The organism is Georgenia muralis (assembly GCF_003814705.1).
GTDB classification, from domain to species: domain Bacteria; phylum Actinomycetota; class Actinomycetes; order Actinomycetales; family Actinomycetaceae; genus Georgenia; species Georgenia muralis.
Genome location: NZ_RKRA01000001.1, coordinates 435486 through 449832, shown reverse-complemented (window position 1 = coordinate 449832; position 14347 = coordinate 435486). Strand labels below are relative to the sequence as shown.

At 73.5% G+C, this 14347-nt stretch carries 13 protein-coding genes; 8 read left to right on the top strand and 5 right to left on the bottom strand.

The annotated features are described in order from the left end of the window. Positions 1-129: 129 nt before the first annotated feature. A complete protein-coding gene (locus EDD32_RS01925) occupies positions 130-1875 on the top strand; it encodes an ABC transporter family substrate-binding protein (RefSeq protein WP_170175162.1) in 1746 nt (581 codons plus the stop codon). Positions 1876-2113: 238 nt separating this feature from the next. On the opposite strand, the gene EDD32_RS01920 is transcribed toward EDD32_RS01925, so the two are convergent. After that, complete coding sequence (locus EDD32_RS01920; protein WP_123914141.1) at positions 2114-2758, bottom strand: PH domain-containing protein; 645 nt, start codon at positions 2756-2758, stop codon at positions 2114-2116. A gap of 178 nt (positions 2759-2936) precedes the next feature. On the opposite strand from EDD32_RS01920, the gene typA reads away from it, so the two are divergent. The 4 genes from typA (at position 2937) to EDD32_RS01900 (ending at position 8060) form a co-directional block, all read left to right on the top strand. Continuing rightward, entirely contained in the window at positions 2937-4832 is a 1896-nt protein-coding gene (gene typA, locus EDD32_RS01915) for a translational GTPase TypA (RefSeq protein ID WP_123914139.1), read from the top strand. Positions 4833-4845: 13 nt separating this feature from the next. Beyond that, on the top strand, positions 4846-5265 hold the full coding sequence (locus tag EDD32_RS01910; RefSeq protein WP_123914137.1) for a DUF6113 family protein: 420 nt from the start codon (positions 4846-4848) through the stop codon (positions 5263-5265). Beyond that, positions 5258-5758: a flavin reductase family protein gene (locus EDD32_RS01905; RefSeq protein ID WP_246005928.1), complete on the top strand. Its 501-nt coding sequence runs from the start codon at positions 5258-5260 to the stop codon at positions 5756-5758. The genes EDD32_RS01910 and EDD32_RS01905 overlap by 8 nt, the downstream gene beginning before the upstream one ends. Positions 5759-5894: 136 nt before the next feature. After that, on the top strand, positions 5895-8060 hold the full coding sequence (locus EDD32_RS01900) for a VanW family protein (protein ID WP_123914135.1): 2166 nt from the start codon (positions 5895-5897) through the stop codon (positions 8058-8060). A gap of 3 nt (positions 8061-8063) precedes the next feature. Here the strand turns inward: EDD32_RS01900 and EDD32_RS01895 are convergent, their stop codons facing one another. Further along, positions 8064-8306 (bottom strand): putative acetyltransferase, encoded by a 243-nt coding sequence (locus EDD32_RS01895; RefSeq protein WP_246005927.1) that lies wholly within the window; start codon positions 8304-8306, stop codon positions 8064-8066. A 133-nt stretch (positions 8307-8439) separates the two neighbouring features. On the opposite strand from EDD32_RS01895, the gene fdxA reads away from it, so the two are divergent. From fdxA to EDD32_RS01880, 3 genes are all read left to right on the top strand, one after another. Further along, positions 8440-8757: a ferredoxin gene (gene fdxA, locus EDD32_RS01890; protein ID WP_123914133.1), complete on the top strand. Its 318-nt coding sequence runs from the start codon at positions 8440-8442 to the stop codon at positions 8755-8757. Positions 8758-8759: 2 nt separating this feature from the next. Further along, positions 8760-9896 carry a succinyldiaminopimelate transaminase gene (gene dapC / locus EDD32_RS01885; protein ID WP_123914131.1) on the top strand — a complete coding sequence of 379 codons (1137 nt, stop codon included), beginning with the start codon at positions 8760-8762 and terminating at the stop codon, positions 9894-9896. 158 nt (positions 9897-10054) lie between these two features. Next, positions 10055-11353 carry a citrate synthase gene (locus tag EDD32_RS01880; protein ID WP_123914129.1) on the top strand — a complete coding sequence of 433 codons (1299 nt, stop codon included), beginning with the start codon at positions 10055-10057 and terminating at the stop codon, positions 11351-11353. Between the two features lie 66 nt (positions 11354-11419). Here the strand turns inward: EDD32_RS01880 and EDD32_RS01875 are convergent, their stop codons facing one another. From EDD32_RS01875 to EDD32_RS01865, 3 genes are all read right to left on the bottom strand, one after another. Then, a complete protein-coding gene (locus tag EDD32_RS01875) occupies positions 11420-12331 on the bottom strand; it encodes a hypothetical protein (protein WP_246005926.1) in 912 nt (303 codons plus the stop codon). A 127-nt stretch (positions 12332-12458) separates the two neighbouring features. Then, entirely contained in the window at positions 12459-13424 is a 966-nt protein-coding gene (dapD, locus tag EDD32_RS01870; protein ID WP_123914125.1) for a 2,3,4,5-tetrahydropyridine-2,6-dicarboxylate N-succinyltransferase, read from the bottom strand. A gap of 28 nt (positions 13425-13452) precedes the next feature. Next, complete coding sequence (locus tag EDD32_RS01865) at positions 13453-14346, bottom strand: NUDIX domain-containing protein (RefSeq protein ID WP_211338693.1); 894 nt, start codon at positions 14344-14346, stop codon at positions 13453-13455. Between the last annotated feature and the right edge of the window lies 1 nt (position 14347).

The window sequence follows — 14347 nt, the reverse complement described above, 5'->3', positions numbered from 1 at the left end:
GCCCTGTCAGGGTGCGGTACGTCACAGGCGGCATGGTTCAGTACGAGGATGAACGTGCGGCCGACCGATGTCGGGCGTGGGCGGCCCCGTCCGCGGGCGTTCTCTTGTCATTCTCATGGAGGTTCAACAGTGCGCACGAAGAAGGGTGCAGCGGTCCTGGCGACCGGTGCGGCGCTCGCCCTGGTCCTTGGGGCCTGCGGCGACAGCGGTGGCGACGAGCCCACCGACACCACGTCGGGGGCTGCCGAGGAGACCGAGGGCGGCGGCGCCGAGGGGGAGGCCGGAGTCCTCACCGAGGGGGAGGGCGACCTCTTCCAGGTCAAGGCCACCCCCCGCGACCAGCTCGAGCAGGGCGGCCAGCTACGCCGCGCGGTGGCCGAGCTACCCCCGCAGTGGAACCCCATGCACGTCAACGGCAACAACGCGGACTACACCGACATCCGCGACGCCATGAGCCCCGCCACCTGGGACTACAACGGCGAGGGCTCGCCGGTGCCGAACGAGAACTACCTGCTCGACTTCTCCGACGAGACGGTCGACGGCCAGCAGGTCATCACCCTGAACCTCAACCCCGACGCGGTGTGGAACAGCGGCGACCCGATCAACTGGGAGGACTACCAGGCCTCGCTGACCGCCTGCAACGGCGAGAACGCGGAGTTCCAGTGCGTCCAGACCGGTCCGTACGAGCAGATCGAGTCCGTCGAGCAGGGTGAGACCGAGTTCGACGTGGTCGTCACCTTCAAGGAGACCTACCCGGACTGGTCCTCCCTCGTGAGCACCGTCGTCCCGGCCGAGTCGGTCGCCGACGCCGCGACCTTCAACGAGGGCTGGCTGGAGTTCCCGGCCGACTGGTTCACCGGGCCCTACAAGGTCGACAACCTCGACGAGGCGCAGCAGGTCCTCACCCTCGTCCCGAACGAGAACTGGTGGGGCCCGGCCCCCATGCTCGACGAGATCCAGTTCCGGGTCGTCGCCCCCGACGCCACCGGCACCGCGTTCCAGAACAACGAGATCGACGTCTTCGACGTCGGCCCGGACCCGAACGCCTACGCGCTCGCCCAGACCGTGTCCGGCGCGGAGATCCGCGAGGCCAAGGGCCCGAACTGGCGCCACTTCACGATCAACTCCACCGCCGGGCTGCTGCAGGACCAGGTGATCCGCCAGGCGATCCAGCGCGGCATCGACCGTCAGGCGATCGCGGAGTCCGACCTCGCCGGGCTCCCTGGCGAGAAGAAGCCCCTGAACAACCACATCTTCATGGAGAACCAGGAAGGCTTCGTCGACAACGGCAGCGAGTACGGATACGACCCGGAGCGCGCGGAGGCCGACCTGGAGGAGGCCGGCTGGGTCCTCAACGAGGACACCGGCATCCGTGAGAAGGACGGCGAGCCCCTCGCGGTGAAGTTCTCCGTGCTGACCGGCGTCGGCGCCTCGGAGAACGAGGGCCAGCTGGCCCAGGCCCAGCTCAAGGAGATCGGCATCGACCTCGAGCTGGTCCAGCTCCCCGTCGACGAGTTCGGCCCCGCGCTGGAGGCCGGCGACTTCGAGATCATGGCCTTCTCGTGGATCGGTACGCCGTACCCGATGAACGGTCTCGCCCAGCTCTACGGCGACCCGTCCACCAACACGTCGAACTACGCCAAGCTCAACAACCCCGAGCTCAACGAGCTCATCAAGCAGATCGACGTCGAGACCGACCCCGCCACCCGCATCGACCTGGCCAACGAGGCCGACGTCATGATCTGGGAGTCGGGCCACACCCTCCCGCTGTACCAGCGCCCCGAGCTCGTGGCCACGGTCAGCAACCTCGCCAACTTCGGCGCCACCGGCTTCAGCACCACGCGTGCGGAGAACTGGGGCTTCGTGAGCGAGTGATCCACCCGTAGTGCGCGACGAAGGGCCGGTGGGAGACCACCGGCCCTTCGTCGTACGTGCGGGCGTGCGGGCGGTGACGGTGCGTGCGTGCGTGCGTGCGTTCGTCCGTGCGCGCGGGCGGTGACGGTGCGTGCGGCGGGCCCGCTGACGGCGGTGCTCGCGAAGGGCGCGTGGCAGGCGGAGTGCCGCCGTCGTCGGCGGAGGCGGCGGTCGCCGGCCGACGAGGCCGGTGCCCCGCTCAGCCCAGCGTGGCGACCGTGAGGGCGGCCAGCGCGAGGCTCGCGACGACCGCACCCATCGCGGGCACGTCCACCCTGACGCGGACCCCGCCGGCCCCCTGGCCCTGAACCGGTGGTCCGCCGGGGAGGTCGGATCCGCCCGCAGCCGGTCCCGCTGGACCGGCTGCGGGCGAGCCGGCGGCGGCGCGCCGGTCGAGGCCGAGCTCGATGACCGAGCCCACGGTCGAGGAGTCACCGACGAGCCGGGCGGTGCCGCTGACCCGCTCGTCGAGGAGCTGGTCGGGCACGGGGTCGTGACGACGGCGCCCCGGTGCGGCCGGTGCTGCCCAGGCGCCGAACCGCCCGGAAGTGGTGCGCACCTTCAGGCCCCAGCGCGTCTCGACCCCGACGACGTCGTCCCAGGGCACGACGACGGTGCGGAAGACGTTGGCGAGCTCGAGCCCGTCGGGACCCACCGTCACCCGTGGTCGCCAGAACACCACCCAGCCGACCACGGCCAGCGCCAGGGGCACGGCCCCGAAGCGCACCACCTCGGCCAGGCCGCCGTTGAGCGCGAAGGCGACGAGCAGCAACGCCGCGGCCACCCAGAAGAAGACGGCGTACCGCCCGGCGGCGGGCGCGCGGAAGACCAGCGTGGGACCCATCGGTCCATCATCGCCGACGCGGCCGTGAGTGGGCGCACACGCCAGGGGGTGCCGCCGGACGGGGGTACGGCGCTAAACTGGTCCGTTGGCGCCCGCCGCGGCGCCCAGCCCGCGCAGGCTGTGGCCGATCCGGTCGCCCCGCGGAGGTCTGTCCTCACCGATGAAATGAGCTACGCGTATGCCTGTGCGCTCTGATCTGCGCAACGTCGCGATCGTCGCCCACGTCGACCACGGCAAGACCACGCTGGTCGACGCCATGCTCTGGCAGTCCGGTGCCTTCGGCGAGCACCAGCACGTCGACGAGCGGGCCATGGACTCCGGCGACCTCGAGCGCGAGAAGGGCATCACGATCCTCGCGAAGAACACCGCCGTGCACTACCGCGGGCCCGCCGCGGCGGGCCTCGAGGACGGCGTCGTCATCAACGTCATCGACACCCCGGGGCACGCCGACTTCGGCGGTGAGGTCGAGCGCGGCCTGTCGATGGTCGACGGCGTCGTCCTGCTCGTGGACGCCTCCGAGGGCCCGCTGCCGCAGACCCGTTTCGTGCTGCGCAAGGCCCTGGCGGCCAAGCTGCCCGTCGTGCTCCTGGTGAACAAGGTCGACCGCCCGGACTCGCGGATCACCGAGGTCGTCCACGAGGCGCACGACCTGCTCCTCGGGCTGGCCTCCGACCTCGCCGACGAGGTCGACGACCTCGACCTCGACTCGATCCTCGACGTCCCCGTCGTCTACGCCTCGGCCAAGGCCGGCCGTGCCAGCCTGAACCAGCCTGCCGACGGCGAGCTGCCGGACAGCGAGAACCTCGAGCCCCTCTTCGCGACGATCCTCTCGACGATCCCGGCGCCGACCTACGAGGAGGGCGCACCCCTCCAGGCGCACGTCACGAACCTCGACGCCTCGCCCTTCCTGGGCCGGCTCGCGCTGCTGCGCATCCACAACGGCGAGCTCCGCAAGGGCCAGACCGTCGCGTGGGCGCGCCAGGACGGCACGATGAAGAACGTGCGCATCTCCGAGCTGCTGCGCACCGAGGCCCTGGAGCGGGTCCCGGCCGAGAGCGCGCGCGCCGGTGACATCGTCGCCGTCGCCGGGATCGAGGACATCACCATCGGTGAGTCCCTCGTCGACGCGGACGACCCCCGCCCGCTGCCGCTCATCACGGTGGACGACCCGGCCATCTCCATGACGATCGGGATCAACACCTCCCCGCTCGCCGGGCGGGTCAAGGGCGCCAAGGTCACCGCGCGCCAGGTCAAGGACCGCCTGGACCGCGAGCTCATCGGCAACGTGTCCCTGCGCGTCGTGCCCACCGAGCGTCCCGACGCCTGGGAGGTCCAGGGCCGCGGCGAGCTCGCGCTGGCCATCCTCGTCGAGCAGATGCGCCGCGAGGGCTTCGAGCTCACCGTGGGCAAGCCGCAGGTCGTCACCCGGATGGTCGACGGCCGCCGCCACGAGCCGATGGAGCGCATGACCGTCGACGTCCCGGAGGAGTACCTCGGCACGGTCACCCAGCTCATGGCGCAGCGCAAGGGCCGCATGGAGACGATGTCGAACCACGGCACCGGCTGGGTCCGGATGGAGTTCGTCGTGCCCGCGCGCGGCCTCATCGGCTTCCGGACACGGTTCCTCACCGACACCCGGGGCACGGGCATCGCCTCCTCCATCGCCGAGGGCTACGAGCCGTGGCAGGGGCCCATCGAGATGCGCAACACCGGTTCGCTGGTGGCCGACCGGGCCGGCTCGGTCACGCCCTTCGCGATGATCAACCTCCAGGAGCGCGGGTCGTTCTTCGTCGAGCCCACCTCCGAGGTGTACGAGGGCCAGATCGTCGGGGAGAACTCCCGCAACGAGGACATGGACGTCAACATCACCAAGGAGAAGAAGCTCACCAACATGCGCTCCTCCACGGCGGACAACTTCGAGAACCTCGTCCCGCCGCGCCGGCTCACCCTCGAGGAGTCGCTCGAGTTCGCCGCCGAGGACGAGTGCGTCGAGGTCACGCCCGAGTCGGTGCGCATCCGCAAGGTCGTCCTCGACGCCAACGAGCGGTACAAGGCCGCGCGTCGGCAGGCCTGACCCGGCGTCGACGGTGAGCGACCACGCCCGCGCCGGCGGGCGCCAGGACCTCGGGCGCACGCCCGGGGCGCTGGTCGCCGCCGTCGTCCTGGGCGTGGTCGTCGCCGCCGCCGGCACGCTCGTGCACCGGTGGGACGCCGGCGGGTGGCCCGCCGGCCTGCTCCTCGCGCTCGTCACCGCCGCCCTGGCCGCGGTGACGGCCCGGGCGGGGGCGGGGGCCGTCGGTGTGGTCCTCCTCGGGCTGGCCGCGGTCGTGACGTCCCAGACGATGGCGTTCGTCAGCCCGGGCGGGGACGTCCTCGTCACCGACGAGGTGATCGGGTACGGGTGGCTCCTCGGGCTGCCGCTGAGCACCGTGGCGGCCGCGATGACCCCCCGGCGCTGGTACTCGGGGGAGCCGGCGGCGCTGGCGTCGAGAGGGTCGCGTGGCTGAGCCGGGCGAGGAGCTGGTCGACCGCTTCCGGGCGGTCGTGCTCCGGCGGCCCGTCGGAGTCACCGTCGTCTCCGTGCGGGCAGGTGGCCTCGACCTCGCGATGACCGCGACCGACGTCGCGTCCGTCTCGCTGCGTCCGCCGATGATCCTGTTCTGCGTCTACTCCGACGCCCGGCTGCGCGAGTCCCTGGAGACGACGGACACGTGGGCCGTCAGTCTCCTCGACGCCACCGCCGCCCCGGTCGCGGAACGGCTCGCCGAGCCCGGCCGGCCCTCGATCGGCCAGCTCACCGGGATCGGTCACCACCGCGGCGAGGCCTCGGGTGCGGCCCTGGTCGACGCCGCGCAGGGGTGGCTCGAGTGCCGCACCGCCTGGGTCCGCACCGCCGGCGACCACGACGTCGTCGTGGGCGAGGTCCTCGACGCACGGCTCGGCCCCACGGGCACGGGGGCGCTCGTGCACCACCACGGCAGGCTGCGCCCGGTGCCGTGAGACCACCTGTCCGGGTGTCGGACGGAACGGTCACAATGTGGTTTCGGCGGGCGCCGCGGCCGCGGTCCGGGCGGACCGGGCGCTTACGATGCCTGGGTCGCAGCACGCGGCAGCCGGGGGAGAAGGACACTCAGCAGTGGCACACGACGACAGGCGCGAGGGCGGCACCGCCCAGACCTCAGCCGACCGCGAGAGCGACGCCGCGGAGCACGGCCCCACGGGTCTGGGCGACCTCGACGCGGTGCTCGCACGGCGGTCGGTGCTCGCCGACGGGCACGCACCCGACGCCGACACCGAGCTGCTGACGCCCGAGGACCGCGTCGAGGACGTCGAGCCCGCGGACGCCGATGACCCGGCGCCGGCCGTCGGGGACGTCGAGGACGTCGAGCCCGCGAAGGCCGACGACGCCGACACCGAGACGATCGACGCCGCTGCGGCTCCGGCGGGCCCGGGCGTGACAGCCCCCTTCTTCGCGCCCCGCGGCGCCGACGCGCCCCCCGTGCACCCGCGTGACGGGGCGGACGACCACCATCAGGTCGAGGAGACCCGCATGCCGCCGTCGCCGCTGGACCGGTTCGACGCCGAGGAGCCACGGAAGGGCCGCGGCTGGCTGGTGGCGGGCGTCGTCGTCCTCGTCCTGGCTCTCGCGTACGGCGCGGCCGCGTGGTTCCTGGGCGACCGGGTGCCCAACGGCACCGTCGTGGCGGGTGTCCCGGTCGGGGGGATGACGCAGGCCGCCGCCACCGACCGGCTCGAGAGCGAGCTCGGCCCGTGGACCACCGGCGCGATCCCGGTCTCGGTGGGGGAGGGGCTCTCGAGCATCGACCCCGCCGGCGTGAGCCTCACCCTGGACGTGGACTCCACCCTCGATCCGGTCACCGGGTTCTCCCTCGACCCGCGCGTGCTGTGGGGCCGGTTGTTCGGCATGGGTGCCGTCGTCCCGGCGACGACGGTGGACGAGCCCGCCCTGGACGCCGCCCTGCAGTCGGTGGCCACCGAGCTCGAGGTGGCCCCGGTCGAGGGCTTCATCGCCTACGACGGCGCGTCGCCGGAGGTGACCGAGCCCGTCGCCGGCACCGCGGTGGACGTCGAGGCCGCCCGTGCGGTCGTCACCGAGGGGTGGCTCACGGCGGAGCGGCCCATCGAGCTGCCCACCCGCGAGGTCAAGCCCGCCGTCGACGCCGCGGCCGTGGAGGAGGCGCGGACCGAGCTCGCCGAGCCGCTCGTCTCCGGCCCCGTCGTCGTCACGGTGGGGGACGAGCTCGCCGAGCTCACCCCCGAGCAGCTCGCCGCCGCCGCGAGCTTCACCGCCAGCGGCGACCGCCTCGAGCTCCAGCTCGACGGTCCGACCCTGGCCGACACCGTCACCGAGGTCAACCCCGACATCGTCGCCGGCGGCGAGGACGCCCAGATCGTCCTGCGCGACGGCAGGCCCACGATCATCCCGTCGACGTCGGGCCGCGGGTTCGACGCGGAGGCGCTCGCCGCTGCCGTCCTGGAGGCGGGCACCTCCACCGAGCGCACCGCCGAGGTGGACCTCGTCGAGGCCGAGCCCGACTTCACCACCGCCGACGCCGAGGCGCTGGGCATCAAGGAGCTCGTCGTGGAGTTCTCCACCCCGATGCCGCCGGACCCCGTGCGCACCTCGAACCTCGTCGCGGGCTCGCGCAAGGTCACCGGCGTCATCATCGAGCCCGGCGAGGAGTTCTCCCTCCTCGAGCAGATCGCTCCGATCACCGAGGCGAACGGCTACGTCTCCTCCGGCGTCGTCGAGGACGGCTTCGCCACCACCGCGCTCGGCGGCGGGCTCTCCCAGCTCTCGACGAACATGTTCAACATCGGCTTCCTGGCCGGGATGGACGACGTCCGGCACACGCCCCACACGCGCTGGTTCGACCGGTACCCCGCCGGGCGGGAGGCCACCGTGTGGGAGTCGAGCACGGACATGGTCTGGCGCAACAGCACCGACCGCGGCGTCATGGTCGAGGCCTGGGTCGCCGACGGGCGCCTCCACTCGCGCCTCTGGGGCACGAAGTACTGGGACGTGGAGACCTCCACGTCGGAGAAGTACGACATCGTCAAGCCCACGACGGTCTACAACCCGGCCGAGGACTGCAAGCCCGAGACCGGCGGGCAGGTCGGCTTCACCGTCTCGGTGGACCGTCAGCGCTACCGTGACGGTGCGCTGTTCGACGACGAGAGCTGGACGTGGACCTACCGGCCCTGGAACCACGTCGTCTGCGGCGACCCGCCCGCCGAGGACCCCGAGGAGCCCTCGAGCTCGCCGACGCCCGAGGGCTGAGTCTCACCGGCCGGGCGGCGGCGGGACCCGCTTCCCGGTGATCATGGTGGCCGCCGCCACGCGGACGGCGCCGCGACGGGTCTGCACGACGACGGCGTCCGGCGCCACCTCGAGGAGGTCCCCGAGGGCGTCGTGCACCCCGTCGGGTGCCCGGTAGCGCACGACCACCCGCTCGCCCGGGCGCCACGCCATCCAGGGCAGCGGGGCAGGGGCCCGGCCGGCGTGGTCGGGCGGTTCGCGGGTCACGGGAGCAGCCTGCCCCCGGGTGCCGCCCCCGCGCCAGCGCGCGCGACGGTTCGTCAACCAGGCGGCCCTGCGCGATACTGGGGACGCGTGGCGCACCGGTGGTGCCCGCCGTCGTCAAGGAGAGGAAGCACCCGTGACCTACGTCATCGCCCAGCCCTGTGTGGACGTCAAGGACAGGGCGTGCGTGGACGAGTGTCCCGTCGACTGCATCTACGAGGGCAAGCGTTCCCTGTACATCCACCCGGACGAGTGCGTCGACTGCGGTGCGTGCGAGCCCGTGTGCCCCGTCGAGGCCATCTACTACGAGGACGACGTCCCGGCGGTGTGGTCGGACTACTACCGCGCCAACGTGGAGTTCTTCAACGACCTGGGCTCGCCGGGCGGCGCCGCGAAGATGGGTGTCATCGACAAGGACGACCCGATGATCGCGGCACTGCCACCGCAGGCCTGAGCGTGCCGCTCCACGGCGGCGCGCTGCCCGACTTCCCGTGGGACGCGCTCGGGCCGGCCAAGGTCCGCGCCGCCGCGCACCCCGGCGGCATCGTCGACCTCTCGGTCGGCACCCCGGTCGACCCCACCCCGGCGGTCGCCCGGGACGCCCTGCGGGCCGCTGCCGACGCCCCCGGCTACCCCACGACCGTGGGCACGCTCACGCTGCGGGAGGCCGTGGTGGGCTGGTTCGCGCGGCGCCGGGCGGTGCCCGGTCTACCGCTGTCCGCGGTCCTGCCGACCATCGGGTCCAAGGAGATGGTCGCCCTGCTGCCCGCGCTGCTGGGCCTGGGCCCCGGCGACGTCGTCCTGCACCCCCGGGCGGCGTACCCGACCTACGACGTCGGCGCGCGGCTCGCCGGGGCGACGCCGGCCCCTGTGGGGCCCGACCCGGCCGACTGGCCCGCGCGGGGCGTGCGGCTGGTCTGGCTGAACTCACCCGGCAACCCCGACGGCCACGTCCTGGGCGTGGAGCAGCTGCGGGCGGTCGTCACCTGGGCCCGTGAGCGCGGCGCCGTCGTCGCGTCGGACGAGTGCTACGCCGAGCTGCCGTGGGTGGCCCCGTGGACGGACCAGGGCGTGCCCTCGCTCCTCGACCCCCGGGTGAGCGGCGGGTCGCTCGAGAACCTCCTCGTGCTGTACTCGCTGTCCAAGCAGTCCAACCTCGCCGGGTACCGGGCCGCGCTGCTGGCCGGCGACCCGTCGCTGGTCGGGCAGCTCACCGAGATCCGCAAGCACGCCGGGATGATGATGCCCGCGCCGGTCCAGGCGGCGATGGCCGCCGCGCTGGCCGACGACACGCACGTCGAGACCCAGCGCGAGCGCTACCGCGCCCGGCGGGAGGTGCTCCTCGGCGCCGTCGCCCGGGCCGGGCTGGAGCCCGACCCCGACTCCGCGGCGGGCCTCTACCTGTGGCTGCGTCACGGCGCAGCGGGCTCCTGGGAGATCGTCGACGCGCTGGCGCACCGCGGGGTCCTCGTGGCGCCGGGCAGCTTCTACGGTCACGCCGGCGAAGGGTACGTGCGCCTGGCCCTCACCGCGTCGGACGAGCGCGTCGCCGCCGCGGCGGGGCGGCTGGCCGACGGGCCCCTGCTCGCCTGACCGGGCGGGCTCGTCCGCGTCGGCTGGCCGGGTCATGGTTCGGTGCAGACCCGACCGATGACATATCTTGGTGTCGACGATCACACGGCCGAGCCGTCACCGGGCCCGGCGCAGATGCAGAGGTGCCGTCACGGCACCGACCACTCCGAGGAGGACACATGGCGGATGCTGAGCTGAGCCCGGCGACGTTCGAGGTTGACGGGAAGCGGCTGGAGTTCGCCCGCGTCCAGGCGGTGGAGGGCAACGACGGGGTGAACATCTCCTCGCTGCTCAAGGAGACCGGGCTCGTCACCCTCGACCCCGGCTTCATGAACACGGCGTCGACGACGTCGGCCATCACCTACATCGACGGCGACGCCGGCGTCCTGCGCTACCGCGGCTACCCGATCGACCAGCTCGCGAAGGACTCGAACTTCCTCGAGGTGGCCTACCTGCTCATCTACGGCGAGCTGCCCGACACGGACACGCTCGAGGCGGTCACCCGCCGGATCAAGCGCCACACCATCCTCCACGAGGACTTCAAGGCGTTCTTCACCGCCTTCCCGGCGAACGGCCACCCCATGGCCATCCTGCAGGCCGGCATCGCCGCGCTGGCCACGTACTACCAGCACACCCTCGACCCGCACGACCCGTACCAGCGCGAGCTGTCCACGGTGCTGCTCATGGCCAAGGTGCCCACGATGATCGCCTCGATCGCCAAGCGCGCCACGGGTCTTCCCCTGCTCTACCCGGACGCCTCGAAGTCCTACATCGAGGACTTCATCCGGATGACGTTCGGACTGCCGTACCAGCGCCACGACGTCGACCCCGCCATCGTCAAGGCGCTCGACATGCTGCTCATCCTCCACGCCGACCACGAGCAGAACTGCTCCACCTCGACCGTGCGCCTCGTCGGCTCCTCGCACGCCAACATCTACGCCTCGATCGCCGCCGGCGTCGGCGCCCTCTCCGGGCCGCTGCACGGCGGGGCGAACGAGGCCGTCCTGGAGATGCTCGGCAAGATCCAGAACTCCGACTACTCGGTCGAGCAGTTCATGCAGAAGGTCAAGAACAAGGAGGACGGCGTCCGGCTCATGGGCTTCGGGCACCGGGTCTACAAGAACTACGACCCCCGCGCCGCGATCGTCAAGGACGCCGCCCACGACGTCCTCCAGCGGCTGGGCAAGAACGACCAGCTCCTCGAGGTCGCGATGGAGCTCGAGGACATCGCGCTGCACGACGAGTACTTCATCGAGCGCAAGCTCTACCCCAACGTCGACTTCTACACGGGCCTGATCTACAAGGCCATGGGTTTCCCGACGCAGATGTTCACCCCGCTCTTCGCCCTGGGCCGCCTGCCGGGGTGGATCTCGCAGTACCGCGAGATGATCAGCGACCCCACCACGAAGATCGGCCGGCCGCGGCAGGTCTACACCGGCGCGCCCGAGCGGGACTTCGTGCCGATCGACCAGCGCTGACCGCCTCCGTGGTGCCCGGCTGATCCCGCTCCGTGGTGCCCGCCGCGGCGGGCACCACGGGTGAGGTCACGCCAGGACCACGACCACGCCCGGTGCCGCGGCGCCCGCCGCCGCGGCGACCGCCTCGGGCAGGTCGGCCTCCGGGACCGGGGTCCACCCCTCGTCGCTCGCGCGCACCCAGGCCCGCCCGTCGACGACCACCGCCTCGGCTCCGGTGTCGGTCGCCGTCGCCACGGCCCACTGCGCGACGGCCCAGCCCAGGCGCTCGGGGGAGGGGTCGCGCCCGCCGGGCAGCGCCGTGGCGTCGACGGCGAGGACGCCGCCGGCCGTCACCGTGGCCGTGAGGTCCAGGTCGCGCTCCACGCGCTCGGCGACGCGGGCCAGGCGCTGCGGGACGGTCGCGTCCTGCCCGGCGGCGTCCGCCGAGGCGCCCGCGCCGGTCGAGCCGGCGTCCGTCGCGTCGTCCGCCGGCAGGTCGCAGGTGAGGGCCGCCGCCGAGTAGCCCGACAGGGCCGAGGCGAACCCGCGGCCGCGGTCCTCGTGCTGGGCGTAGGCGTCCGGGAACGCCGAACGCTGGACGTTCTGGGCCGCCTCGGTGATCTCCTGGCCCTCCCAGTCCTGGACCGTGACGAGCACGTCGTAGAACGCGTTCGTGGCGTAGACGGGGTCCATGATCTGCTCGACCGTGCCCCACCCCTGCGACGGCCGCTGCTGGAACAGCCCCACGGAGTCGCGGTCGCCGTAGTCGATGTTGCGCAGCTTGGACTCCTGCAGCGCGGTGGCGATGGCGATGGTGGCCGCCCGGGCGGGCAGCTCCCGGCGCAGGGCCACCCCGGAGAGCAGCGCCGCGTTGGCGGCCTGGTCGTCGTCGAGGGCGACGGCGGTGCCGTCGGCCAGCGTGACGGTGCAGCTCCCGGACGCGCCGGGGGAGGTCAGGACGTTGAGCCCGACCACGACCGCGCCCACCGCCAGCGCCACCGCCCCGAGGAGGGTCGCGGCGCCGCCGAGGCAGCCGCGCCGCCGGGCACCACCTCGCCGGGCGGCGGACGGGTGACCCCGCCCCGCGCCGGTCCGTCCGGCTCCTCGCGCGTCGGGCCGGGCCACCTCAGGCGTGCAGGGCGGCGTTGAGCTCGATGCCCGTGCCCTTGCGGGGGATCGCCTCGACGGCCCCGGAGACGGAGTTGCGCCGGAAGAGGAGGTTGTCGCGGCCCGAGAGCTCCCGCGCGGAGACCACGCGCGGCTCCTCGAGCTGGCCGTGCTCGGGGCGGGTGCCGGCCCCGCTCATCACCGAGACCTTCGTGCCGGCGGTGAGGTAGAGCCCCGCCTCGACGACGCAGTCCGCCCCGAGGGAGATGCCCAGACCGGCGTTGGCGCCGAGCAGCGAGCGGGCACCGATCGAGATGACCTGCTTGCCGCCGCCCGAGAGGGTGCCCATGATCGACGCGCCGCCGCCGATGTCGGCGCCGTCGGAGACGACGACGCCCTGGGAGATCCGGCCCTCGACCATCGAGCGGCCGAGGGTGCCGGCGTTGAAGTTGACGAAGCCCTCGTGCATGACGGTCGTGCCGGGGGCGAGGTGCGCGCCCAGGCGGACCCGGTCGGCGTCGGCGATGCGCACCCCGGCGGGCATGACGTAGTCCACCAGCCGCGGGAACTTGTCGACACCGTGGACGGTCACGTGCCCGCGGGCCGCCCGCAGGCGGGCCCGGGTGGTCTCGAAGCCCTCGACGGCGCACGGGCCGGCGGAGGTCCACACCACGTTGGGCAGGACGCCGAAGAGGCCGTCGAGGTTGATGGTGTTCGGGGCGACGAGCGTGTGCGAGAGCAGGTGCAGGCGCAGGTAGGCGTCGGCCACCGTGGCGGGGGCGGCGTCGAGGTCGATCTCGGTACGCACCACCTCCGTGCGCACGCCTCGGTCGGGGTCGGTGCCGGCGAGCCGCTCGAGGTCGGCCGGCGCGGTCGCGCCCGCCGGGGCGGCCCCCAGCGCGGGCTCGGGGTACCAGACGTCGAGGGTCTCACCGGGGTCGGTGACGGTGGCCAGGCCGAAGGCCCATGCGGTGCGGTCGGTCATGGCCCCAGCCTACGTGGGCGAGGGCCCCTCAGTGCCGCACGAGGCGCGGCCCGACGACGGCGACGGCGCCCGCCCGGCGCACGCGGTCCGCGAGCTCCCGGTCCGCCGTCGCCACGGCGACGACGGTCCCCGGGTCGCCCGTCAGGCCCGCCACCGCGGCGACCACGGCGTCGTCGCCGCCGCCCGGGGCGTCGACGACCCGCACCCCGTCGGCCGGGGGCACGCCCCGCGCCGCGCCCTCGGTGACGAGGACGACCTCGGGGTACCACCGTGCGCCCGGCAGGCCGAGGACCGTGGCGGGCAGGCCGGCCGCGGCGAGCCCCACCAGGTGGTCCCGCAGCCGGGCCGTCGCCCCGGCCCGGTCGGACCACCAGCCGTCGGGCCGGGAGCCGACCACGTTCGCGGCGTCGACGACCAGGACCAGGCGGCGCGCCATCGCGGTGAGCTCGGGCAGGGCCGCGCCGAACGCGGGCAGCAGCGGCAGAGCCGTGATCTCGGCCAGGTCCACCCAGGCGACCCCGAGGCTCTCGGCGTCGCTGACCCGTGGGGTGAACGGCTCGACGGCCTCCGCCAGGACGGTCGTGTAGGACCACTGCGGGTGCGCCAGGGTCCGGTCGGCCCGCACCCGCAGGGCGCCGGGGACCACGCCGGCCTCCTCGACGGCCTCGCGCACCGCGCCGTCGACGGCGAACTCGCCGTCGCCGAGGGCCCCGCCGGGCAGGCCCCACGTGCCGCCGTGGTGGGACCAGAGCGCGCGGTGCTGGAGCACCACGCGGACCCGGCCCGCCTCGCGCCGCCAGACGAGCAGGCCCGCGGCGCCGTTGAGGCCCCAGTGCTCGTCGCCGCACGAGCAGTCCACCCACCCGTCGCCGGACCGGCGGTGCACCCGGCCGTCGGGCGGCCGGTGTTCCTCCGGGCCCACA

Coding starts and splice junctions, on each gene's coding strand:
- EDD32_RS01920 (WP_123914141.1), bottom strand. CDS start 2,758: ATGGGTCCCACGCTGGTCTTCCGCGCGCCCGCCGCCGGGCGGTACGCC.
- typA (WP_123914139.1), top strand. CDS start 2,937: ATGCCTGTGCGCTCTGATCTGCGCAACGTCGCGATCGTCGCCCACGTC.
- EDD32_RS01880 (WP_123914129.1), top strand. CDS start 10,055: ATGGCGGATGCTGAGCTGAGCCCGGCGACGTTCGAGGTTGACGGGAAG.
- dapD (WP_123914125.1), bottom strand. CDS start 13,424: ATGACCGACCGCACCGCATGGGCCTTCGGCCTGGCCACCGTCACCGAC.